22 protein-coding genes are annotated in these 21,232 nt (G+C 60.7%); 12 read left to right on the top strand and 10 right to left on the bottom strand.

Going from position 1 to position 21,232, the window contains the following annotated elements:
- The first annotated feature begins 242 nt into the window (after nt 1–242).
- From ACI2KS_RS13195 to ACI2KS_RS13170, 6 genes are all read left to right on the top strand, one after another.
- The gene (locus tag ACI2KS_RS13195; RefSeq protein WP_404620843.1) at nt 243–875 is read left to right on the top strand and encodes a paraquat-inducible protein A; all 633 of its coding nucleotides are present in this window, start codon (nt 243–245) and stop codon (nt 873–875) included.
- Nucleotides 872–1,489 (top strand): paraquat-inducible protein A, encoded by a 618-nt coding sequence (locus tag ACI2KS_RS13190; RefSeq protein ID WP_404620841.1) that lies wholly within the window; start codon nt 872–874, stop codon nt 1,487–1,489. The genes ACI2KS_RS13195 and ACI2KS_RS13190 overlap by 4 nt, the downstream gene beginning before the upstream one ends.
- On the top strand, nt 1,479–3,161 hold the full coding sequence (locus tag ACI2KS_RS13185) for an intermembrane transport protein PqiB (RefSeq protein WP_404620839.1): 1,683 nt from the start codon (nt 1,479–1,481) through the stop codon (nt 3,159–3,161). The genes ACI2KS_RS13190 and ACI2KS_RS13185 overlap by 11 nt, the downstream gene beginning before the upstream one ends.
- Nucleotides 3,158–3,769 (top strand): membrane integrity-associated transporter subunit PqiC, encoded by a 612-nt coding sequence (locus tag ACI2KS_RS13180; RefSeq protein WP_404620837.1) that lies wholly within the window; start codon nt 3,158–3,160, stop codon nt 3,767–3,769. Before ACI2KS_RS13185 ends, ACI2KS_RS13180 begins: the two co-directional genes overlap by 4 nt.
- Before the next feature lie 339 nt (nt 3,770–4,108).
- Nucleotides 4,109–4,579, top strand: a complete 471-nt coding sequence (locus ACI2KS_RS13175) for a helix-turn-helix domain-containing protein (protein ID WP_404620835.1) — start codon at nt 4,109–4,111, stop codon at nt 4,577–4,579.
- 76 nt (nt 4,580–4,655) lie between these two features.
- Nucleotides 4,656–5,954 carry an amidase gene (locus ACI2KS_RS13170; protein ID WP_404620833.1) on the top strand — a complete coding sequence of 433 codons (1,299 nt, stop codon included), beginning with the start codon at nt 4,656–4,658 and terminating at the stop codon, nt 5,952–5,954.
- A 388-nt stretch (nt 5,955–6,342) separates the two neighbouring features.
- Here the strand turns inward: ACI2KS_RS13170 and araH are convergent, their stop codons facing one another.
- The 5 genes from araH to ACI2KS_RS13145 all read right to left on the bottom strand — a co-directional run bounded on the left by araH (nt 6,343) and on the right by ACI2KS_RS13145 (nt 11,801).
- Entirely contained in the window at nt 6,343–7,308 is a 966-nt protein-coding gene (gene araH / locus ACI2KS_RS13165; RefSeq protein ID WP_404620831.1) for an L-arabinose ABC transporter permease AraH, read from the bottom strand.
- A 39-nt stretch (nt 7,309–7,347) separates the two neighbouring features.
- Complete coding sequence (araG, locus tag ACI2KS_RS13160) at nt 7,348–8,874, bottom strand: L-arabinose ABC transporter ATP-binding protein AraG (RefSeq protein WP_404620829.1); 1,527 nt, start codon at nt 8,872–8,874, stop codon at nt 7,348–7,350.
- A 92-nt stretch (nt 8,875–8,966) separates the two neighbouring features.
- Entirely contained in the window at nt 8,967–9,971 is a 1,005-nt protein-coding gene (locus ACI2KS_RS13155; protein ID WP_404620827.1) for a substrate-binding domain-containing protein, read from the bottom strand.
- 162 nt (nt 9,972–10,133) lie between these two features.
- Nucleotides 10,134–11,012 carry an SMP-30/gluconolactonase/LRE family protein gene (locus tag ACI2KS_RS13150; protein ID WP_404620825.1) on the bottom strand — a complete coding sequence of 293 codons (879 nt, stop codon included), beginning with the start codon at nt 11,010–11,012 and terminating at the stop codon, nt 10,134–10,136.
- 96 nt (nt 11,013–11,108) lie between these two features.
- Entirely contained in the window at nt 11,109–11,801 is a 693-nt protein-coding gene (locus tag ACI2KS_RS13145; RefSeq protein ID WP_404620823.1) for a FadR/GntR family transcriptional regulator, read from the bottom strand.
- Between the two features lie 348 nt (nt 11,802–12,149).
- Here ACI2KS_RS13145 and ACI2KS_RS13140 point away from each other — a divergent pair, with 348 nt between their 5' ends.
- From ACI2KS_RS13140 to ACI2KS_RS13130, 3 genes are all read left to right on the top strand, one after another.
- Nucleotides 12,150–13,292 (top strand): aldose epimerase family protein, encoded by a 1,143-nt coding sequence (locus ACI2KS_RS13140; RefSeq protein ID WP_404620821.1) that lies wholly within the window; start codon nt 12,150–12,152, stop codon nt 13,290–13,292.
- Between the two features lie 266 nt (nt 13,293–13,558).
- Complete coding sequence (locus tag ACI2KS_RS13135) at nt 13,559–13,783, top strand: DUF6555 family protein (protein ID WP_404620820.1); 225 nt, start codon at nt 13,559–13,561, stop codon at nt 13,781–13,783.
- A 393-nt stretch (nt 13,784–14,176) separates the two neighbouring features.
- Entirely contained in the window at nt 14,177–15,121 is a 945-nt protein-coding gene (locus ACI2KS_RS13130; protein ID WP_404620818.1) for an ABC transporter substrate-binding protein, read from the top strand.
- A gap of 194 nt (nt 15,122–15,315) precedes the next feature.
- On the opposite strand, the gene ACI2KS_RS13125 is transcribed toward ACI2KS_RS13130, so the two are convergent.
- Nucleotides 15,316–16,047, bottom strand: a complete 732-nt coding sequence (locus tag ACI2KS_RS13125) for a DUF533 domain-containing protein (RefSeq protein WP_404620816.1) — start codon at nt 16,045–16,047, stop codon at nt 15,316–15,318.
- Nucleotides 16,048–16,223: 176 nt separating this feature from the next.
- Here ACI2KS_RS13125 and ACI2KS_RS13120 point away from each other — a divergent pair, with 176 nt between their 5' ends.
- Complete coding sequence (locus ACI2KS_RS13120) at nt 16,224–16,877, top strand: HAD-IA family hydrolase (RefSeq protein WP_404620814.1); 654 nt, start codon at nt 16,224–16,226, stop codon at nt 16,875–16,877.
- Between the two features lie 51 nt (nt 16,878–16,928).
- Here ACI2KS_RS13120 and ACI2KS_RS13115 read toward each other — a convergent pair whose 3' ends face one another.
- From ACI2KS_RS13115 to ACI2KS_RS13105, 3 genes are all read right to left on the bottom strand, one after another.
- On the bottom strand, nt 16,929–17,669 hold the full coding sequence (locus ACI2KS_RS13115; protein WP_404620812.1) for an S-methyl-5'-thioinosine phosphorylase: 741 nt from the start codon (nt 17,667–17,669) through the stop codon (nt 16,929–16,931).
- A gap of 9 nt (nt 17,670–17,678) precedes the next feature.
- Nucleotides 17,679–18,677: a beta-N-acetylhexosaminidase gene (nagZ, locus tag ACI2KS_RS13110; RefSeq protein ID WP_404621599.1), complete on the bottom strand. Its 999-nt coding sequence runs from the start codon at nt 18,675–18,677 to the stop codon at nt 17,679–17,681.
- 103 nt (nt 18,678–18,780) lie between these two features.
- Complete coding sequence (locus tag ACI2KS_RS13105; protein WP_404620810.1) at nt 18,781–19,491, bottom strand: TetR family transcriptional regulator; 711 nt, start codon at nt 19,489–19,491, stop codon at nt 18,781–18,783.
- Nucleotides 19,492–19,741: 250 nt separating this feature from the next.
- Here ACI2KS_RS13105 and lexA point away from each other — a divergent pair, with 250 nt between their 5' ends.
- The gene (gene lexA / locus ACI2KS_RS13100; RefSeq protein ID WP_404620808.1) at nt 19,742–20,350 is read left to right on the top strand and encodes a transcriptional repressor LexA; all 609 of its coding nucleotides are present in this window, start codon (nt 19,742–19,744) and stop codon (nt 20,348–20,350) included.
- An 11-nt stretch (nt 20,351–20,361) separates the two neighbouring features.
- Entirely contained in the window at nt 20,362–20,865 is a 504-nt protein-coding gene (sulA, locus tag ACI2KS_RS13095) for an SOS-induced cell division inhibitor SulA (protein ID WP_404620806.1), read from the top strand.
- 112 nt (nt 20,866–20,977) lie between these two features.
- Here the strand turns inward: sulA and ACI2KS_RS13090 are convergent, their stop codons facing one another.
- Nucleotides 20,978–21,214: a hypothetical protein gene (locus ACI2KS_RS13090; RefSeq protein ID WP_081566183.1), complete on the bottom strand. Its 237-nt coding sequence runs from the start codon at nt 21,212–21,214 to the stop codon at nt 20,978–20,980.
- Between the last annotated feature and the right edge of the window lie 18 nt (nt 21,215–21,232).

Genomic DNA, 21,232 nt, shown 5'->3' with positions numbered 1-21,232 from the left:
ACAGCAGACGTGAGAAGATTTCAGCCTGTTCTCCCACACTGCCTGACCGACACCGAACCGGATGCTGGCATTGTGGTCAATGTTTCAATCGAATTCATCAGCGTGCTGTTCATGACTTCAGCCAGACGTCACTGCAATCCCTGTTGCGCGCAGACATCCACTGCTGCGGTCCAAGCGTCGGGCAGGTCATTGCCGCAAGCACGACTATCGTGAACATCTCCACTTCCTCAACGACGGCACCGATGACCGACAACTCAACGCCTCAGGATGATCCGGCACAGTGGATCATCTGCGAGCACTGCGACTCGCTCTATCAGGCCCAGCCATTGAAAAAGGCTGAGTCGGCCTACTGCCTGCGTTGCGCCGCCGTGCTCGACCGCGGACATCGCATGAGCATCGAACAGTTGCTGGCGCTGAGCATCGCCGCCGGCATTCTGTTCATCTTCGCCAACGTGTTTCCGGTCATCAGCATCAGCATGCAGGGCCTGCACAACGAAGTGACGCTGTGGGGTTCGGTGCACGCTCTGGCCCAGGGGCAGATCACCCTGATCGCCCTGGTCGCAGGGCTGGCGATCATCCTGGCCCCGGCCCTGCAGATCGCCTTGCTGTTCTGGGTGCTGGTTCACGCCCACCGCAACGAAATCGCCCCCGGCTTCAAGATCTGCATGCGCACGCTGGAGCACTTGCGGCCCTGGAGCATGCTCGAGGTCTGCCTGCTGGGGATCCTGGTGGCCATCATCAAGCTGGCGGGCATGCTCGATGTGCATCCTGGTGTAGGACTGTGGGCCATGGCCATGCTGATGGTGTTGATCGTGCTGATCGCCGGCAAGGACATCCGCAGGCTATGGCACGAGCTGGGGGTCGAAGCCCAATGAATGGCATCCCCTTCGCGCGCGAGCGCAACGTCACCCTCTGCCATGTGTGCAGTTACGTGTGCCCGCAGGACGCCCACGAGTGTCCTCGCTGCGACTCTGCCGTGCACCGCCGCAAACCCAACAGCATGGCGCGCACCTGGGCATTTCTGATCGCCGCGCTGGTTTTCTACATTCCAGCCAATATCCTGCCGGTCATGTTCACTACGCTGTTGGGCAGCGCCAGCGAAAACACCATCATGAGCGGTGTCATCGAATTCGCCGAAGGCGGCTCCTGGGACATCGCCATATTGATCTTTATCGCCAGCGTACTGGTGCCCTGCATCAAGTTTCTGGTGCTCGGCACCCTACTCATCACCTGTCAGCGCCGCAGCCTGTGGGCGATGCGTGAGCGTGCGCGGCTGTATCGATTCATCGAGCTGATCGGCTACTGGTCGATGCTCGACGTGCTGGTGGTTGCCCTGGTGGCGGCACTGGTCCAGTTTCGCGGGCTCAGCACCATCGAGCCGCGCCTGGGCATCCTGTTCTTTGGTTTGGTGGTGGTGATGACGATGTTTGCCGCCATGAGTTTCGATCCCCGGTTGATCTGGGACGCAGAGGTTGAAGATGTCAGATAACACCCCATCCCCGTCTGTCCCGACCCCGGGGCGACCGCAGGTCAAGGCCCGCAAGGCGCGTATCTCACTGGTCTGGCTGGTGCCCATCGTCGCCGGATTGATCGGCTTGTCGATGGTTATCCATGATTTCCTCAACGTCGGTCCCAAGGTAGTGGTCAGTTTCCTCACCGCCGAAGGTCTGGAGGCCAAGAAAACTCAGGTCAAGTACAAGAACGTGGTGATCGGCACGGTCACCGACATTACCTTGAGTGATGACCGCACGCACATTCTGGCCACCATTGAACTGAACCAGTCCGCAGCGCCGTTCACCCGTGCCGACACGCAATACTGGGTGGTTCGCCCGCGCATCGGTGCCCACGGTATTTCCGGCGTCGACACGCTGTTATCCGGCGCCTTCATCAGCGCCGACGCGGGCAGCTCGGAGAAGACCGAGAAGAACTTCACCGGCCTTGAAACCCCGCCGCCGGTGACCTTTGGCGAGCGAGGCAAGCGCTTTATCCTGCACACCGACGATCTGGGCTCGCTGGACATCGGCTCGCCGGTGTACTTCCGGCGCATCCAGGTGGGTCAGGTGGTGGCTTATGAACTGGCCAAAGACGGCAAGGGAGTGGACATCGAGATCTTCGTCAACTCGCCCAACGATGACTACGTGCTCACCGATTCGCGATTCTGGAACGCCAGTGGCGTTGACGTGACCCTGGGCGCCGCGGGCCTCAAGGTATCGACCCAGTCGCTGACCTCGATCGTCTCCGGTGGTATCGCGTTTCGCGAGCCCAAATACAGCCCCGATGCCAAGCCCGCCGACGGCAACGCGCAGTTCAAGCTGTTCGAAGACCAGGCCACCGCGCTGGCGCCTCCCGATGGCGAGCCCAAGTACATCCGCATGCGCTTCAATCAATCGCTGCGTGGCCTGGTGGTCAACGCGCCGGTGGATTTTCTGGGGGTGAACATTGGCCGCGTGGTCTCTGTTGACCTGGACTACGACCCGGCCACCGGTTCCTTCCCCGGGCTGGTTGGCGCGGTCATCTATCCACAGCGTCTGGGCGCGGCCAATGACAAACTCAAGGAGCAGGCCGGCGGCGGTGATGCCGAAGAGCAGACCTCACGAATCCTCGGTCGCTTTGTCGAACGTGGCCTGCGGGCGCAAGTGCGCACTGGCAACCTGCTCACGGGCCAGCTGTACGTGGCCATGGACTTCGACCCCAAGGCGCCGAAGATCGCCTACAACGCCAAGGCACGCCCGCTGGAGATTCCGACCGTGGGCGGCAGCTTCGACAAGCTGCAGGAACAACTCCAGGCATTCGTCGACAAACTGGGGAAAATCCCCATCGACGAACTGGCGGCCAACCTCAACGGCAGCCTGGTCGAATTGCAGAAAACCATGAAGCAGGTCAATGGCGAGGTCTTGCCGCAGATGCGCGGCACCTTGCAGCAGGCGCAGAAAACCCTGGGCACTGCCAATGCAACGTTCTCCGATGATTCGCCGGCACGCCAGCAACTGGGCCAGGCGATGGATGAAGTGCAGCGCACCGCACGCTCGGTGCGGGTGCTGACCGACTTCCTCAGTCGCCACCCTGAATCGCTTATCCGCGGTCGCTCCGGCGATGCGGCGCCCGGCTCATACAAAGGTTCGTCCTCTTCCCGTGAAATTGCCCCGGAGCCTGTGCAATGACAGTGCGTACCCACCTTCTGGCCCTGGCTTGCGCTGCGGGGCTTAGCGCTTGCGCGTCGACCCCGACGCATTACTACACATTGATCGCTCCGGCCACTCAGGCACGGGCCAGTGCAACGCAGGCGCCGTTTCAGTTCGAGATGCAGGCGGTGCTCATGCCGGTCCAGGTGGACCAGCCGCCGTTGGTGGTGCGACAGGGCGACGGTAGCCTGGCGATTCTGGAGAACGAGCGCTGGGGCGCCCCGTTGGGCGATGAATTTCACGATGCCCTGACCGGGCAACTGGAACGCCGCTTCGGCACCCGCGACCTGGCGGGCCTGCCCAAGCAGTCCGACGAACCGGTGCTGTCGATCCGCACGGATGTGCGGCGCTTCGAGTCGGTACTGGGCCAGTACGCGCTGATCGACGTGGTGTGGAATCTGAGCCTGCGAAGCAGCGGCGACAAGCGCCAGAACCTGACCTGCAGCAGCGTGATTCGTCAGCCCGCCGGACTTGGCATGGAAAATCTGGTGCTGGCCCATCAAAAAGCCGTGTCGAGCCTGGCCGACACCATCGCCAAGACCGCCAGCAACTGGGCGCGTCAACCCTCCTCCCGCTGCCCCTCCTGAACCCTGCGGTGTCGCGGACGCCCCATACGGCGTCCGCCCTACCCAGCGCCCGAGCTGCTACGCGCGAAAATCTTGCGAATTCAATGGTCGGGTCGCCACCAGGTGCACGAATCAAACGGATGTTTAATTAATACTTCCAATAGTCAATTGAATGTTCCACAATTGGATCCGATACTCATTTTTACATTTAAAGATACAGACGCCCAATGCGGCGCCAAGCAATTAGTATGACTTAATGAATTATTTGCAACTCTTCATAATAGTTGTGTCGTACCCATTGCGTATCCGCGCCAAACGTCGAGCGTCAGCGCTGTCAGCAGCAATATCGAGGAGAAACACATGACAGGGATCGGTCAAAGACTGCGACAGGAACGCAATCGCCTGAAGTTGTCACAAAGCGCACTGGGCTCTGTTGGCGGAGTGGAAACCAATGCACAAGGTAATTATGAAAGTGGGGCACGTTCACCGAAAGCCGATTATCTACTGCGTATCGCCAAGGCTGGCGTGGATATCAACTATGTATTGACGGGCTTGCGCGTACTGGCAACTGACCTTGAACCCGACACCGCTCTGTTGCCTGCGCGCTCCGGGGGCAGAGCCGAGCACCTGGGCAAGGCCACCCATCAGTTACATCAGAATCTGCATGAGCTGATCGATGCGCTTTATCAGGTCGCGCTGCTGATTGAAACCCGCGCCAGCCATACACATGATGAAGTCGCCAAAACCGAACTCGACACGATCCGCTCAGAAACCCAGGCGTTCGCCCAGGCTTCGGTGCGTCTGATCTTCGTGACGTCGAAGCTCGCTTGATCACCGGTCGAGCGGTGTACAACGGCGCAACGCCTACGGCATGATCTTCAGTTCTGATCACCAGCCGGACAGCCCAGTGCCACTCTCTTCCCATGACTTGACCCAACTGACCGCCAGCGCTGCCGCTCGACTGTTGCAGCGTCGCGAGCTGACCGCTCAGGCTCTGCTCCAGGCCTGCCTGGCGTGCATTGAACGCCATGAACCGGACATTCTCGCCTGGCGCCAGTACGACGCCGGACGCGCCATGCAGCTCGCCCGACAGTTGGATCAAGGCCCTCTGCGCGGCCCGTTGCATGGCCCCCCGCTGGGGGTCAAGGACCTGTTCGACACCCGCGATTTTCCATCGGGCTATGGCTCGCCGATTTACCAGCATCATCAGCCGGTCAATGACGCAGCGGCAGTCGCCCTGTGCCGCCAGGCCGGGGCGATTGTCGTGGGCAAGACTGTCACCACCGAATTCGCCACATTCACCCCTGGCCCGACCCGCAACCCGCATAACCATCAGCACACCCCCGGTGGCTCCTCCAGCGGTTCGGCGGCGGCCGTCGGGGCGCATATGGTGCCACTGGCGCTGGGCACCCAGACCGCCGCTTCGATCATTCGTCCGGCAGCCTATTGCGGCGTGGTCGGTTTCAAGCCCAGCTTCGGCCTGATTCCCCGCGCTGGAGTCAAAAGCCTGAGCGAGTCACTGGACACGGTCGGAGCGTTCGGTCGCTGCGTCGAAGACGTGGCGTTGCTCGCCTCTGTCATGGCTAACGCCCCACAGTGGCGCGAGCTGCCCGACGACCGCAAGCCACGCATTGGCGTGTGCCGCACGGCGCATTGGGACAGCGCCAGCCCGGCGGCCCAGCGAGCGTTCGAGACCACTGTTGGTCGATTGCACGAGGCCGGCGTGCATCTGGTGGACGTGACCCTGACCCAGGCGGTCTGTGCCCTGAGCCAGGCGCATGATGAGGTGATGTGCGCCGAGGCGTTCAAGGCCTTGGCTGATGAGCGCCTGAACCATCCGCAGCTATTGAGCGAACGGCTTCAGGCAATGCTTGAGCGCGGATCGCGAATCACCTATGAACACACCCTGCAACACCGCGCACAGCTGGCGTCGGCCAGGCACCAGCTGGGACGTGGTTTCGCCGATTACGACCTGCTGATGACCCCCAGCGCCTGCGGTGAAGCCGAGCAAGGCCTGGAACGCACCGGTGACCCGATGTTCTCGCGCATCTGGAGCCTGATGGGGTTGCCCAGTCTGAATCTGCCGGTGGGCTTCGGGCCGCAGGGATTGCCTTTGGGCATTCAGGTGATCGGGCCAGTACTGAGCGATACCGCGACCCTGGCCTTCGCCCGCTGGATTGAGCAAAAGCTGGCGATTGACGCCTGATGCGCGATTGACCTGTCACTGCCTTAGCAGCACGGCCTGCGGCCAGAAACAAATGCCCGTGTGCGGCCCCCCGTAGCAGTCCGGCTTGCCAGCGGTGAGGCCCTCAAAATCGCCACCGCCGGCAAGCCGGGCTGCTACTGGGATGTGCGTGTAGGTGCGTGTAGGTGCGTGGGGGAACGATCAACACTGGCGGATGCTTCGGCCCGCAGGGCGTGGGAGCGTGGCTGGTCCCGCGATCGGCGACGGAGTCGTCGTGAAACCTGACGCCCCCGTCTTGCCTGCCCCACCGAGGTGGCCGATTTACGACGCATTCCCCGTCGCTCGCGGGACCAGCCGCGCTCCTCCGCCCTGCGGCCAGAATCAGACGCCAGCGGCGGACGAACCGTTCTTAACGCCGCTTCATCCGGTCGATGATCACTGCCAACAGCAGGATCGTGCCGCGAATCACGTACTGATAGAAGGTGTCGATGTTCTTCAGGTTCATTGCGTTCTCGATGATCGCCAGGATCAACACCCCGGCAATCACGTGGCGAATCATGCCAATCCCGCCGCTCAGTGATACGCCGCCCAGGACGCACGCCGAAATCACTGTCAGCTCGAAGCCCTGACCGATCATCGGCTGGCCGGAGGTCATGCGCGAAGCCAGTATCACCCCGGCCAGCGCACCGATCAGCCCGTGCACGGCGAAGATGATGATCTTGGTCCGGTCGACATGCACCCCGGCCAGTAGCGCGGCTTCCTGATTGCCCCCGATGGCCAGTGAATTGCGCCCGTAAGTGGTGTAGTTGAGCAGCCAGCCGAAGAACACGAAACATACGACCGTGATCAGGATAGGCACCGGCACGCCGAACAGCTGGCCGTTACCGAACACGAAAAACGCTTCATCGCCTACACCGACGGCCTTGCCGTTGGAAAAGATATAGGCAAGGCCACGCACGATCTGCATGGTCGCAAGTGTCGTGATCAGCGCGTTGATGCGCAGCTTGGCAATGACGATGCCGTTGATCAGGCCCACCAGCAGGCCCATGGCCAGCGCCGCCGAGACCCCGAGAAACACGCTGTCGGTGTCGCGGATGACGATCCCGGCAATGACCCCGGAGCAGGCCAGCACCGAACCTACCGAGAGGTCGAAGTGCCCGGACGCCAGGCAGAACAGCATGGTGCAGGCGGCGATGCCGACGGTGGAGATCGCCAGACCCAGGCCACGCATGTTCAGGGGCGACATGAAGTTGTCGATGAGCAAGGCACAGAGCACGAAGATGCCCAGTGCAGCCAGGAGCATGGCCCAGTCGTCGATGAATCGACGCATGTTCATGCCCTGGCGGGGAGCCGTCAGGCTGGATTCAGTAGACATACGCACCTCATTTTTATTTTTCACTGTCGTGACCAGATGTCAGCCGCGCGAACGCGGCAATGCCAGTTGCAACAACCGTTGTTCGTTGGCCTCATCGCGAGAAAGCTCGCCAGTAATGGCGCCTTCGCTCATGACCAGAATGCGGTCGGAAATACCCATGACTTCCATCAGATCGCTGGACACCACAATCACCGCGATGCCGTCGGCGGCCAGGTCATGAATGATCTGATAGATCTCGGATTTGGCGCCAATGTCGATGCCGCGAGTAGGCTCGTCGAGCAACAGGACCTTCATCGGCATCGACAGCCAGCGCCCGAGGATGGCCTTCTGTTGATTGCCGCCGGAGAGAAACAGCATCTGCTGTTCCGGCGAAGGCGTCTTGACGTTCATCGCGCGAATCTGATGCCGGGCGTTGTCGCGCTCCCAGCGTCCCTGAATCAGGCAACCCAGGTGCACATGCCGGGGCCGCGCGCCGATGTTGATGTTCTCGGCGACACTGGACAGCGGCACGATGCCTTCTTTCTTGCGATCCTCCGGGCACAGCAGGATCCCGGCCGATATCGCATCGCGCGGCGACTTCAGGCTCAGCGGTTTGCCATCGAGCTGCAACGTCCCGGCCTGACTGCGGGTCAGCCCCGACAGGATGCGAAACAACTCGGTACGGCCTGCACCGACCAGCCCGAAAAACCCCAGCACTTCGCCCTTCTGCACCGCAAAGCTCACCGGTTCCTGGATACCAGGCCCCATCAGGCCGGTAACCCGCAGACTCGGCCCTTGATGCTGGCGTGGGCGGTAGTTGTAGATGTCCTGGATGTCGCGACCGACCATGCAGGTCACCAGGCGGTCATGGTCCAGGTCGGCCATGTCTTCGAAGGTGCGCACGAAACGTCCGTCCTTGAACACCGTGACCGCGTCACAGACCCGGAAGATTTCTTCCATGCGGTGCGACACGTAAAGAATGACCCGGCCTTCGTCGCGCAATTTGACGATGATTGCCATCAGACGGTCGATTTCGCGCGCCGACAGGCTGCTGGTCGGCTCATCGAAGGCAATGACGTGAGCATTGCGCGACATCGCCTTGGCGATTTCCACCAGTTGCCGCTGGCCCAGGGACAAGTCACCCAGACGAGTCGCGGGGTCGATTTCGTCCGCCAGGCCTTTGAGCAGTTCGCGGGCGCGGCGCATCATCGCCCGACGATTGACCATCCCCCAACGGTTTGGCATATGCCCCAGCAGCAGGTTTTCCGCGACCGACATTTCCGGGACCAGATGCAACTCCTGGTGAATCACCGCAACGCCCGCTGCAATGCTGTCAGCGGTGGATTTGAAGGCCAGGCGTTGATCGCCGATCTGCAGGTCGCCGCTATTGGGCTGATACGAGCCGCCGAGTATCTTGAGCAGCGTCGACTTGCCCGCGCCGTTCTCGCCCATCAGCGCATGGACGCTGCCTGGCCGAGCTTCGAAGTTGATGTCCGACAATGCCTTCACACCGGGAAAGGTCTTGCCGATCCCGTTGAAGCGCAAACTGCCACTGGACTGCTGTAGTTGAACCGATGCCTGTTGCATGAACCACCTCCTCCTCGCTCCACCCAACGGTGTGGAGCGAGGCCTTGCGGATGTCAGCCTGACGGATCAGGCTTGCCGAAATGAGCCGCTGATTACTTGTACAGACCGATCTTGGTCAGCACTTCCTTGAAGTTTTCGCGGGTAATCAGGGTCACGTCGTCCATGGCGGTGTACTTGGCCGGCTCCTTGCCGGTGGTCACCCACTCATACATCTGCAGGGCGGTGTTGTAGCCTTCTTTGTCCGGGCTTGGCAGCATCGAGCCGAAGAAACCGCTCTTGGTTTTTTTCAGCTCATCGATAGCGTCAGTACCGTTGATGCCGATGCCGATCACGTTGTCCGGGCTGAACCCGGCACCTGCGGTCGCGCGTACGCCACCGAGCACGGTGTTGTCATTCATGCCGCCGACAATGAGGTTCTTCGCGCCGCTTGGCAGTTTAGGCAGGGCGGCGTTGGTAGCGTCCATGCTGCCCGGGACATCGAGGGTCTTCTGCGCCGTGAAAAGGATGTGGTCGTCTGGCAGACCGGCCTTCTTCAGCGCATCGACCGAACCGTCGGTGCGCTTCTTGCCAGTGTCCAGCTCGTTATAGGTGTTGATGATCGCGTAGGTTTCCTTCCAGTCCCACTTGCGATTCTGCGCTTCAGTGGCCATGGCCGCGCCCTGTTTCTGACCGACTTCGAATGCGGCCATGCCCAGGTACGGCACGTCTTCCATGAACTTGCCCTTGGCGTCGACGAACCGGTCATCCACTGCCATGACCTTCAGGTCGTTGGCTTTGGCCTTGGCGACGATGGCAGGGCCCAGCGATACGTCAGGCGGGCAGATGACGAAACCCTTGGCGCCGTTGGCGGCCAGGTTATCGATGGCGGTGAGGGTCTTCTCGCCGTCAGGCACGGCGATCTTGATCACTTCAAAGCCGTGATCCTTGCCGGCTTTTTCGGCGAACTGCCATTCGGTCTGGAACCAGGGCTCTTCAGCCTGCTTGACCAGAAAGCCGATCTTGACCTTATCGGCAGCAGTGACGCCGCCGCTCATTCCGACAATGGCGGTGGCAACAGCGGCACAGCACAGGGAACGAATCCCGTGGCGACTCAACATAGCTAACTCCTTATTTTTATTGACTAGCTACAGCGTCCAGCAGTGGATGTCGTGACAGTTGCGCGTGCTTTCGCATCGCAGACCGTACGACTGAAAACAGTCATATCATATTATCAATGACGTCTATGTAACCGAGTGTCACACCCTTGTTGCAGTAAAGGCTCAACCTGCAAAGCGATTCGAAGCCAACCCTCTGATGCCGGTTTCAACCCTGATCACACAGCCGTCCAGTTCCAGCGCGTCGCTGGCAGGTCTGGCACTGGTGACGAACAGGGTCGTCATGTCAGGTCCGCCGAATACACAGCTGGTGGGATGACTCAGCGGTACTTCGACGATCCGGTCGACACTGCCATCCGGGGCGAACCGGATCAGGCAATGGCCGCCCCAGCGTGCATTCCAGACATAGCCTTGCGCGTCCATCGCCGAGCCATCTGGCACGCCGCGAACATGCCTGGCCGCCCAAATGCGCCGTTCGCCAAGAGCACCATCAGCCTGAATCGAGTAGCGGTAAATCACTCCGTCCAGGCTGTCTGCGGTGAGCAGCGTGCTGTCGTCATCGGCCCAGAGCAGGGTGTTGACGATGCCTTGTCCTTGCAGCAACGGCGTGACCTGCGCGTCGCCGTCGACTCGGAACAGCCCACCCGATCGGCGTTCCAGCGGCAAGTCAGCGCCTTGGGCGTCGAGGTTGTTTTGCATGCTGCCCAGCCACAGTCGGCCCCGGCTGTCGCAGCGCGCTTCGTTGGCGCGGTTGCCTGTCACCGGGTCGGCCACGCACAACAAGGATAGCGCCGGCTCATCAGCGTGGGATTCGAGGTTCAGGCGGTATACGCCACTGGCCAACGTCACCAGCGCATCGCCCGCAATGGTGGGAATGAAAGCAGACACTGGCTCGTTGAACTGCCAGTGCCGCACCTGGCCCTGATGCAGGCGCAGTGCGCGGAATCCGGCGATGTCCACCCAGTACAAACTGCCCTGGATAGCATCCCAGAACGGCCCTTCGGCCAATTTGAATCGCTGGTCACAGACCGGTTGCCAATCCATCACGATGTCCTGTTTTTTATTGTTGTCGAGTGTTCAGCCATCTTGTTTCTTCATCACTGTAGCGGCGACACCGGCTCGCCCGGCCCTGCTCCGTCGTCACTGCGCCAGCGAGCGGGAAATCACCTCACTGGCGTTTTCGATCAGGCTCATGCAGGCCCAGACCCCACGGCCCGCATCGCGTGTGGCGATGGCGTCGGCCAGATCCTTGTGCAGCGGCAACGTGCGACCCAGCTCGCCCGGCACGGCCGACGACACCTCGAAGGAAATCGCCAGCAACGCACCCAGCGCAGGCAGCATCTGCTCGATGAACTGGTTGTGACTGGCCGCCAGCACCGCCTCGTGAAAGCACTGGTCGGCGTGGTTGTAGTCACCCTTGTCCGCCACACTGGCCGCCAGCTGCACATAGGCCGCCTGGATCTCGACAATCTGCTGCGGCGTCGCCCGTTCGCACGCCCAGCGCACGGCCATCGGCTCGATGGCGCGCCGCAGGTCCAGCAGATCCATCACAAAGCTTTCCGGCAAACCCTTGGCCGCCAGCCAGCCAACCACCTGTGGATCGAACAGGTTCCAGCTGCGCACCGGCAACACCCGTGTGCCGACCTTCGGCCCGACTTCCAGCATGCCCTTGGCCACCAATGTCTTGATGGCTTCGCGAATCACCGTGCGACTGACCCCGAACTCTTCACCCAATGCCGCCTCGACCTTAAGCGCCTGTCCCGGCCCGACACTGCCTTGAGCAATCCAGGCCCCCAGACGGTCTACAGTCGACGCGTGAAAACTGTTGCTCATGTCATCCGCCCCTTCACGCGGTGTTTTCCGCGATTCGAGGCTAATCATCATACGATTGAGTGTCAAACGCCTGTACAACCTGCAAAACCTGGGCTAAACCTGACCGGCGACTGACGCAAGCTTGAACTTGGGTAAATAGTATTACAATTTATTTTTAAATCGAGAATTTTTGCTCTATAAATCGATAAATCGTTTTTTTGCCTGATGAATAGTATGACCAATTCAAGAGTGAGCTTGCTCGCGATACCCCAGGACCCGGCGACATGAGGTCCATGCCCGGAACCGCATCGCGAGCAAGCTCACTACTACAGAAACGGCTGTATCCATAACAACAAAAGGAAGGACGCAATGAGGAAGACGCTGATCCCTGCTATCGGACTGTCACTGCTGGCTGCGGCACTGCAAGTCAACGCCGCCGGACTGTCCAGCGAACATGCTGCTTTCGGCAAGATGCCGGACGGCACGGCGGTTGAAAAATATACCCTGCGAAACAGTCTGGGCATGCAAGCCACGGTCATCACCTATGGCGCCACGCTTCAGTCGCTGCTGGTGCCGGACAAGCACAAGAAGGCCGAAGACGTCGTGCTCGGTTTTGACGACCTGGACGGTTATCTGCACGGCACGTCCTTCTTTGGCGCCACCATCGGCCGTTTCGGCAACCGCCTGGCGGACGGCAAGTTCAGCCTCGACGGCAAGTCGTATCAGGTTCCGCAGAACGACAAGACCAACGCGTTGCATGGCGGCACCAAGGGCTTTGACAAGCAGATATGGAAAGCCGAGCAGGTCAAGGACAAAGGGTGGGTCGGGGTCAAGCTGACTTACGTGTCGGTGGACGGCGAGATGGGCTTCCCGGGCACCCTCAAGACCGAGGTGACCTACAGCCTCAACGAGAAGAACGAGTTGCGCATTCAGTACCACGCCACTACCGATAAGCCGACCGTGCTGAACCTGACCAACCACAGTTACTTCAACCTGGCGGGTGCGGGCAACGGTGACATCCTCGACCAGGTGGCGATGGTCAAGGCATCGCACTACACGCCGGTCAACGTCAAATTGATCCCGACCGGCGAGTTGCCGCCCGTGGCGGGTACACCGCTGGACTTCCTCAAACCAACTGCGTTCGGCAAACGGATTCGCGAGGACAATGAGCAGTTGAAATTCGCCGAGCCGAACGAAGGCGGCTATGACCACAACTGGGTGCTGGACACCAAGGGCAAGGTGTCGGCACTGGCCGCCGATGTGGTCGATCCGAAGTCCGGGCGACGCCTGCAGCTGTTCACCAGCGAGCCGGGCGTGCAACTGTACACCGGTAACTTCCTCGACGGCACGGTCAAGGGCAAGGCGGGCAAAATCTATCCTCACTGGGGCGCCTTCACCCTCGAAACCCAGCATTACCCGGATTCGCCGAACCAGCCCAACTTCCCGTCAACACGACTGGATCCGGGCAAGGCTTACAATCAGACCACCGTGTTCAAGTTCCTGAGTAAATAAGCCGCCACTGACAAACACTCAGAGCAGTCCAGCTTCACAGCGTGGGTTATCTGGCACTTGCCGGCCAGATAACTACGCAATGCCGGGCTGCTCTTAGTTATCTGGCAACGGCGCGTGAACCATCCATTTGTTCACATCTGCACCATCCTATCCATTCGTTCTGTACGACTCCTAACCGTTTGGTAGTAAAAGCATTATTTCGAGTGAATTTTCCGCGTGACAGCGACTCAGTGGAATGTGAGCGACTGATAGGGAGGTTCGCAAGAGTGGGACAGTACAAGCACTTCAGAATCGATTATCTGCTGCATGGCAAATACAAAAGCTTCTACATCAGCGCCGAGGCCATGGACAATGCATCCGCCTGGCACTGGGCATCGGTGGACGCAGGATTTGGGCAGATACCGAAATACCGTTCGGACAAAGTGCCGAAAGTCAGTAAGCCCAAAGCCGAACAACTTGGCCTGACGGATGTGGAGTGGGCGGAATCCTGATTTGCCGAAGCAGACCTGAATGACCCATCCCCGCCGATACGTTTAACCCACGTATCGGCGGCGCGATGTCAGGCCTATGACCTGACCTCCCGCCTATCGGTCCTGCGCCCCCCGCGCGGGAACTGTTCACCGAGAAACAGCCAATACGCAGTTTGCTGACTCAGGTACAGCCCCTCCCACGCGCTTGCGCGTACACCTGCCTGCCACGAAGCGTGTCAGCCGAGAGAAAGTGCCTGCCCCCCGGCCAATGAGCCATTAAACGCCAGTGAACGCCGTCGCCCCGTCATGGCACATCCCCTGCAATCTTGAGTCCACGTTCAGGCCCATCCTGTTCGCCTCAACTTCTGATGTCGGCACCTCCCCCTCCTGACCGACGTTCACCGAGACGCTTGAATGACCCTTTCGCGCTTTATTCGCCATGGCCTGGCCTCATTGGCCCTGCTCACCCCGCTGGTGCATGCCGCCGCTCCCGTTACCCTGGTGGTGGGCGATCAGAACTACTACAACGTCCGCGCCTCGGTAGAGGCCTCTGGCGTGCTCAAGGACGCCCCCTACACCGTGGAATGGAAGCATTTCCAGTCGGCGGCACCGGTCGCTGAAGGCCTGGAAGCCGGAGCGCTTGACCTGGGCTTTCTGGGCGACTCGGGGTTTATTTTCCTGGCAGCCAAGGGCGCACCGGTGAAGCTGATCGGGGTATCGCGACAAAACCTGGACACCATTGCCTTGCTGGTGCCCAAGGATTCGCCAGCGAAAACCATCGAAGACCTCAAAGGCAAGAAAGTGGCCTATTGGCCCGGCGCCTGGAGCCAGCAATTGACCCTGCGCGCACTGGAGAAAGCCGGACTGCCAAAAGACTATGTGCAGTTCGTCAAACTGATGCCCATCGACGCAGCTGCCGCACTGCCCCAGGGCAGCATTGACGCCTTCCCGGTATGGGAACCCTACATCTCGCAGCAACAGGTGTTCTCAGGCGCCCGACCGATCATCACCGCCCGCGGCCTGATGCCCGGTCTGTCGAGCATTGCCGCCAACGCAGGCTCCATCGAGCCCAAGCGCGCGGCCATCGCCGACTTCCTCACACGTCTGCAACAAGCACGAAGCTGGGTGCAGGGCAACAAGGAAGCGTATGCCGATTTATGGGCCAAGAGGGCCAATCTGGATCAGGCCGTGTCGCGGCACTGGATCGGGCAAGCTGACATGAGCGTCGGCGCGGTCGATCCTGGCGCCGCCAGGGATTATCAAGACACGGCCGATTTTCTGCTGCAGACCGGGGCACTGCCCAAGGCCTTTGACATCAAGAGTGTGATCGACACCTCGTTCAGCGGCGCATTCCACTGAACAGGTTTCTGACAATTGGCCCGCTCGCTCCGGGCCTTTGGACAAACTGATCATTAAACGACCATTGCGAGTAAGGCCTTGCATTTGTTGGCTTACAGCCAGTTATCCACAGAGATATTCACGTTTTCCGTGGACAACTTTTCGAACCAAGTGCCGTTGACTTTTGCTCAAGACAAAGCGTAGGCCGTGGCACCTCAGGCCACATCGGTTTTGGCTTGCTGCTCCAGATGCACCTGCAGTTGAGCGTCGATGTGCAGCGCCGCAGCCAGCTCATCGAGGTACCTGCGCTCGGCGTCCTGCTGATCGTCCACCAGCAGGACGCTGGCCAGATACATCTCGGCGGCCATGCCAGGCTCGCCATTGGCTTGCTGCGCGACCTCGACCGCATCCAGCGGTTTGCCCAGCTCATTTTCCATCCATTGCTGCAGGGCCGGATCATCGGTGTGGCGCGACAGCTCTGCGGCAATGATCCGGTGCTCCTTTTCGTCAACCTTGCCGTCAGCCTTGGCCGCCGCGATCAGGGCGCGCAGGATCGCATGACTGTGATTCTCGGCCTCGGGCCCGGCCAGTTGATCCACCGTGCGCGCCGCCTGCTGCGGCGCCGATGCCTGTTGCTGCTGCCAGGCCTGATAGGCCTTGAAAGCCATCATGCCCAGCGACGCCAGCATCGCGTATTGGCTGCCGCTGCCGGAACGCGTCTGCGCGCCGCCCGCCACGCTGCCTGTCGAACCACCTCCCAGGATTGCTCCCAGCAATCCGCCCAGACCGCCGCCGCTTGCCCCCGAGGAGGCTCCGCCGCGCAGCAAACCGCCCAGCAGTCCGCCCAGACCACCCTGCCCGGTCTGCGCTCCAGTACCGGTGCCTTGCTGCGTGCTTGTGCCTTGGCTGGCACGCAACAGTTGCTCGAGTAGATCGCTGGTATTCATGGTCCTGACCTCATCCGATAAGTGTGACTCCTGAAACCAAACGATAGCCCCCGGACAGTGGTGTGCCATGACCGTCCAGCCGACGCAGGCCCAGGACACAAGCGTTTGCCTGCCGCGCTGTCAGACAGATCGCGTGCTAGCATCGGGTCAATGGTGATTCTGAAGGAGACAACGGCATGCTGGATCAACACTCATTCGCCGCCTTTCTGTTCGACATGGACGGCACGCTGACCAACTCAATCGCCGCCTCCGAGCGCGTGTGGACGAAATGGGCCTTGAGCAAGGGCCTGGATGTCGAGACATTCCTGCCGACCATTCACGGCGTGCGTTGCGTCGAAACCGTGCGAGGGTTGAATCTGCCAGGCGTTGATCCTGAGCATGAGGCGGCGCTGCTCACCCAGGCTGAAATCGACGATGTCGAGGGTGTGGTGTCCATCGCCGGCGCCGCTCAACTGCTGCGCATGCTTCCAGCAGGCCGCTGGGCAGTGGTCACGTCAGCGCCGCGTCGCCTGGCCGAGCGCAGGATTGTCGCCGCAGGCTTGCCAATGCCAGCGCTGGTGATCGCGGCCGAAGACGTTGAGCACGGCAAGCCGGCCCCGGATTGTTTTTTGCTGGCGGCCGAGCGTTTGGGTGTCAAACCCGATCAATGCCTGGTCTTCGAGGATGCGCCTGCTGGCATCGCTGCCGCCGAAGCGGCCGGGGCAAAAGTGGTAGTGATCACCGCGGCGCACAAGCACGCTATCGAAACCGCGCACCCGTCGCTGAACAGCTATGACGGTTACAGGGTGACGCAGGATGAACACGGATGGTTGCAACTGCTTTCACGCTGAAGTCGGGATGCTGTCAAGGGGCCGATTGCCGGCCCCTGCAGCCTTGGACGATCAGACCGCGCCAAGCACCCGCGCCAGGGTCGCTTTGACTTTGTCGATCCCCTGATGCAACGCTTGCTCGATTTCAGCCATGGTAATCACCGCTGCGGACTTGCCCGCAGCCGGGTTGACCACCAGCGCCAGACAGGCGTATTCCAATTCAAGCTCGCGCGCCAGCGCGGCTTCCGGCATGCCTGTCATACCGACGATATCGCAGCCGTCGCGCTCCAGCCGGACGATCTCGGCCACGGTTTCCAGACGCGGTCCCTGAGTGCAGGCGTACACGCCGAAATCGCTGAATGCACAGCCCTCGGCGGCCAGCGCATCAATCAGGCGGGCGCGCAGTGGCGCGCTGTAGGGGTAGCTGAAGTCGATGTGCGTGACCTGCTCAAGATCGTCGGCGAAGAAGGTGTGATCGCGACCGCTGGTGTAATCCACCAGATCATGCGGCACGCAGAAATGTCCGGTGCCCATGTCAGGATGAATACCGCCCACCGCATTGACCGCCAGAATCGCCTGAGCGCCAGCCTGCTTCAGCGCCCAGATGTTGGCCCGATAGTTGACCCTGTGCGGCGGCAGGCGATGCGGGTGACCATGACGGGCGAGAAACATCACCTCGCGGCCGGCGTATTCACCGATCTGGATCTCGCCGGAGGGCGCGCCATAAGGCGTGTTCATCGGCAGCGACTGACGAATCGTCAGGCCTTCGAGTTGCGTCAGGCCGGTGCCGCCGATAATTGCGTAAACAGTCATGGCAAATCCTTAATCGATCAATTGTGCGGCGCGCAAGGCACTCAGCGCTGCCAGCCAGCGTGGCTGCTGGCGATATTCGGTGGTCGCAAGACCCTGCCCGCGCATCCTGGCGAGACGCGCAGCCGGGGTAACTTTCATTCGCTGCGCGGCCGTCAATGCCAGTTCGGCAGCGCCGCGGTCATTGCACACCAAGCCCATGTCACAGCCTGCAGTCAAGGCAGCCTCGATCCGGCTGGCGGCGTCGCCCACCACATGCGCGCCGGCCATGGACAGATCGTCGCTGAAAATCACCCCGTCAAAACCCAGTTCGCCGCGCAGGATGTCCTGCAACCAACGGCGCGAAAAGCCTGCTGGCTGGGAGTCGACCTGCGGGTAAATCACGTGCGCCGGCATCACTGCCGCCAGCTGTTTGCTCAAACGCGCGAACGGCACCAGGTCATTGGCACGGAGGGTCTCCAGGCTGCGCTCGTCATTGGGAATCGCCACATGCGAATCAGCCTCGGCCCAGCCATGCCCCGGAAAATGCTTACCAGTGGCGGCCATGCCCGCTTCATTCATGCCCTGGATGAACGCGCCAGCCAGCAATGCCGCGCGCTCAGGGTCGCCTTCGAATGAGCGACTGCCCACCACTGCACTGCGTTGGTAATCCAGATCCAGCACAGGGGCGAAACTCAGGTCCAGGCCTACCGCCAACACCTCGGTCGCCATCAGCCAGCCACACTGTCGGGCCAGCAATTCGGCATTCGGGTGGTCGGCGATGGCACGCATTGCTGGCAGGCGCACGAAGCCCTGACGCAGTCGTTGCACTCGCCCGCCCTCTTGATCCACCGCCAGCAGCAGGTCAGGACGAATTGCCCGAATGGCGGCGCTCAGTTGGCGAACCTGCCGAGGGGATTCGATGTTGCGCGCAAAAATGATCAGGCCGCCCACCTCGGGCTGGCGCAGAAACTGGCGGTCTTCGGATGTCAGCCAGGTACCGGCGATATCCACCATCAGGGAGCCTTGCAGGCCAGAACGCATATGAAGATCCTTCAACAACCATTGCTCAGTTGCGGCATGGTGAGGGATCGCCGGGTGCGATGCAAATGCTCGGCACCCGTCTGCCAGGCCGTCAGACCTTGGCGGGGGCTGGCGCCGGGCTTTTGCTGCGAGGCTTGAGTTGGGCGCTGATCATCGCCGAGTCAGTGACGCCGGTTTCGGCACGCATGCCGGCGGCCAGAAACGGCACCATCAGGCGCATGACCTGCTCAATCGAAGTGTTGACGCCGAAGTCGGTTTCCGCGATCGCCCGCAGCGCCTTGATGCCGGACATGCTGAACGCCGCGGCACCGAGCATGAAGTGCACGCGCCAGAACAGCTCGATGGGCGGAATACGCGGCGCGGCCTCATTGACCAGCAACATGTAGCGGCGGAACACCTTGCCGTACATGTCCTCCAGATAACGCCGCAAATGCCCTTGGCTCTGACTGAATGCCAGGCCCAGCAGGCGCATGAAAATCGACAGATCATTGCCGCTGCGAGGTTGCACCACCAGCGCCTGCTCGACGAGGATTTCCAGCAGTTCTTCCAGCGAAGGCTTGTGCTCGGGCCGGGCCTGGCGACGCTCCAGCTCCTTGTCGAGACTGATGCAGAACGGCCCCAGAAAACGTGAGAACACGGCCTGGATCAGCGCTTTCTTGGAGCCAAAATGATAGTTCACCGCAGCAAGGTTGACTGATGCCTTGCTGGTGATCAGCCGCAACGACGTTTCGGCAAAACCCTTTTCTGCGAAAAGCTGCTCCGCAGCATCGAGAATTCGTTCAACTGTTTCCGACTGAGCCATGGTGATTCGCCTGACAAACACTTGTTTGAAACATACGTTTCAGCCGACTGCATGTCAACCCTGACTGTCCGTTTTCTGCCTGATCAGTCACGCCATTTAACCATATAAACCGTGGCTGTCAGAGCGTCCTGTGACAAACCCGCAGCGTACGGCGAATGGCGCTTGCGGGCGCCTTGTAAAAAGGAGGATTGCCAAGACGCGATCACTGTATATAATCCCAGTCACTGTATAAAAAGACAGAGCGATGCACATGATCAAACTGACGTCACGCCAAGCCGAGATTCTGGACTTCATCAAACGCTGTCTCGAAGACAACGGCTATCCGCCTACCCGTGCGGAAATCGCTCAAAAGCTCGGATTCAAATCGCCCAATGCGGCCGAAGAGCATCTGAAAGCGCTGGCGCGCAAAGGGGCCATCGAAATGACCCCGGGCGCTTCACGCGGCATCCGCATCCCAGGCTTCGAAGCCAAGAGCGAGGACAGCGGCCTGCCCATCATTGGTCGAGTCGCAGCCGGTGCGCCGATCCTCGCCCAGCAACATATCGAAGAGTCGCTGGCCATCAACCCCGCCTTCTTCCACCCCAGTGCCGATTACCTGCTGCGCGTCCATGGCATGAGCATGAAGGACGTCGGCATTCTCGATGGCGATCTGCTTGCAGTGCATACCACCCGTGAAGCCCGCAACGGCCAGATCGTGGTTGCCCGGATTGGCGATGAAGTCACCGTCAAACGCTTCAAGCGTGAAGGCAGCAAGGTCTGGTTGCTTGCCGAAAACCCGGATTTCGCCCCCATCGAAGTCAACCTCAAGGATCAGGATCTGGTCATCGAAGGGCTGAGCGTCGGCGTGATTCGCCGCTAAGGAGAACGTTTATGCAGTTCCCACAGACACCGCAACAACATGCACAACTGCCGCTGTTCGAAGCATTCATGGCACCTGGCGTGCCAATGCTCGAGGTTCCTCTGCTGCAGGTAGCGGTTCTCGACGAAGTCGTTGAAACGCCCTGGAACAACGAACCAGAAGTCTTCAGTGAATTGTCATTGCGCGGCGCTGCCGGAAACTGCCTGAACCTGCTGGCTCCCATCCTGCGTGATTTGAGCCAGGACAGAAACGACCGCTGGCTGACCTTGATCGCCCCGCCATCGAGCGTCACTCAAGCCTGGTTGCGCGACGCAGGCCTGAACCGCGAACGCATTATCCTGATGCATCCTCGAGGCAAACAGAGCGCGCTGGAACTCACCCGGGAGGCGTTGCGCCTGGGCCGCAGCCACACAGTGGTCAGCTGGATAAACCCGATTACCAGTGGCGCGCGCCAGCAGCTGATCAGCGCGGCACGCATCGGCGACGCACAAAGTCTCAACATCCGCCTGGGCTGAACACCTGAGCAGACTCAACACGTCAGTAACGAGATTTGCATCCGGGCCTCTTGATGGAAAGAAGCCGCCAGAGACAGAACTACGACACTGATCCCGAACAGGATCAGTTGAATCAATGCAGGACCCGTGGCCCCTCTTCTTCTTTGGTCAACTCGCCTTCAGCCAGGCGACCGGCCATCTGCACGCCAACGCTGAGCATCGCCTTGGCGACCTCGACGTGCTGACCTTGCAGGAAGGACTTGGCGTCTTCGGAGAAATTCAAGGTCACCAGAGACCCTTCATCCTCGGCGCGACGCAGCTCAATGCGGCCGTCAGGCAGCTCGACAATTTCCAGAAAAGAGGTTGGCATCAGGACAGTTCTCCACGA

Source organism: Pseudomonas sp. NPDC087358, assembly GCF_044900785.1.
Taxonomy (GTDB): domain Bacteria; phylum Pseudomonadota; class Gammaproteobacteria; order Pseudomonadales; family Pseudomonadaceae; genus Aquipseudomonas.
This window is presented reverse-complemented; position numbering and strand designations above follow the sequence as displayed.

Bases quoted from the DNA above. Each gene is read 5' to 3' on its own strand.
- araH (WP_404620831.1), bottom strand. From the start codon at position 7,308: ATGTCTACTGAATCCAGCCTGACGGCTCCCCGCCAGGGCATGAACATG.
- ACI2KS_RS13190 (WP_404620841.1), top strand. From the start codon at position 872: ATGAATGGCATCCCCTTCGCGCGCGAGCGCAACGTCACCCTCTGCCAT.
- lexA (WP_404620808.1), top strand. From the start codon at position 19,742: ATGATCAAACTGACGTCACGCCAAGCCGAGATTCTGGACTTCATCAAA.
- ACI2KS_RS13130 (WP_404620818.1), top strand. From the start codon at position 14,177: ATGACCCTTTCGCGCTTTATTCGCCATGGCCTGGCCTCATTGGCCCTG.
- ACI2KS_RS13185 (WP_404620839.1), top strand. From the start codon at position 1,479: ATGTCAGATAACACCCCATCCCCGTCTGTCCCGACCCCGGGGCGACCG.
- ACI2KS_RS13155 (WP_404620827.1), bottom strand. From the start codon at position 9,971: ATGTTGAGTCGCCACGGGATTCGTTCCCTGTGCTGTGCCGCTGTTGCC.
- sulA (WP_404620806.1), top strand. From the start codon at position 20,362: ATGCAGTTCCCACAGACACCGCAACAACATGCACAACTGCCGCTGTTC.
- ACI2KS_RS13105 (WP_404620810.1), bottom strand. From the start codon at position 19,491: ATGGCTCAGTCGGAAACAGTTGAACGAATTCTCGATGCTGCGGAGCAG.
- ACI2KS_RS13145 (WP_404620823.1), bottom strand. From the start codon at position 11,801: ATGAGCAACAGTTTTCACGCGTCGACTGTAGACCGTCTGGGGGCCTGG.
- ACI2KS_RS13140 (WP_404620821.1), top strand. From the start codon at position 12,150: ATGAGGAAGACGCTGATCCCTGCTATCGGACTGTCACTGCTGGCTGCG.
- ACI2KS_RS13120 (WP_404620814.1), top strand. From the start codon at position 16,224: ATGCTGGATCAACACTCATTCGCCGCCTTTCTGTTCGACATGGACGGC.
- araG (WP_404620829.1), bottom strand. From the start codon at position 8,874: ATGCAACAGGCATCGGTTCAACTACAGCAGTCCAGTGGCAGTTTGCGC.
- ACI2KS_RS13180 (WP_404620837.1), top strand. From the start codon at position 3,158: ATGACAGTGCGTACCCACCTTCTGGCCCTGGCTTGCGCTGCGGGGCTT.
- ACI2KS_RS13125 (WP_404620816.1), bottom strand. From the start codon at position 16,047: ATGAATACCAGCGATCTACTCGAGCAACTGTTGCGTGCCAGCCAAGGC.
- ACI2KS_RS13195 (WP_404620843.1), top strand. From the start codon at position 243: ATGACCGACAACTCAACGCCTCAGGATGATCCGGCACAGTGGATCATC.
- ACI2KS_RS13115 (WP_404620812.1), bottom strand. From the start codon at position 17,669: ATGACTGTTTACGCAATTATCGGCGGCACCGGCCTGACGCAACTCGAA.
- ACI2KS_RS13090 (WP_081566183.1), bottom strand. From the start codon at position 21,214: ATGCCAACCTCTTTTCTGGAAATTGTCGAGCTGCCTGACGGCCGCATT.
- ACI2KS_RS13150 (WP_404620825.1), bottom strand. From the start codon at position 11,012: ATGGATTGGCAACCGGTCTGTGACCAGCGATTCAAATTGGCCGAAGGG.
- ACI2KS_RS13175 (WP_404620835.1), top strand. From the start codon at position 4,109: ATGACAGGGATCGGTCAAAGACTGCGACAGGAACGCAATCGCCTGAAG.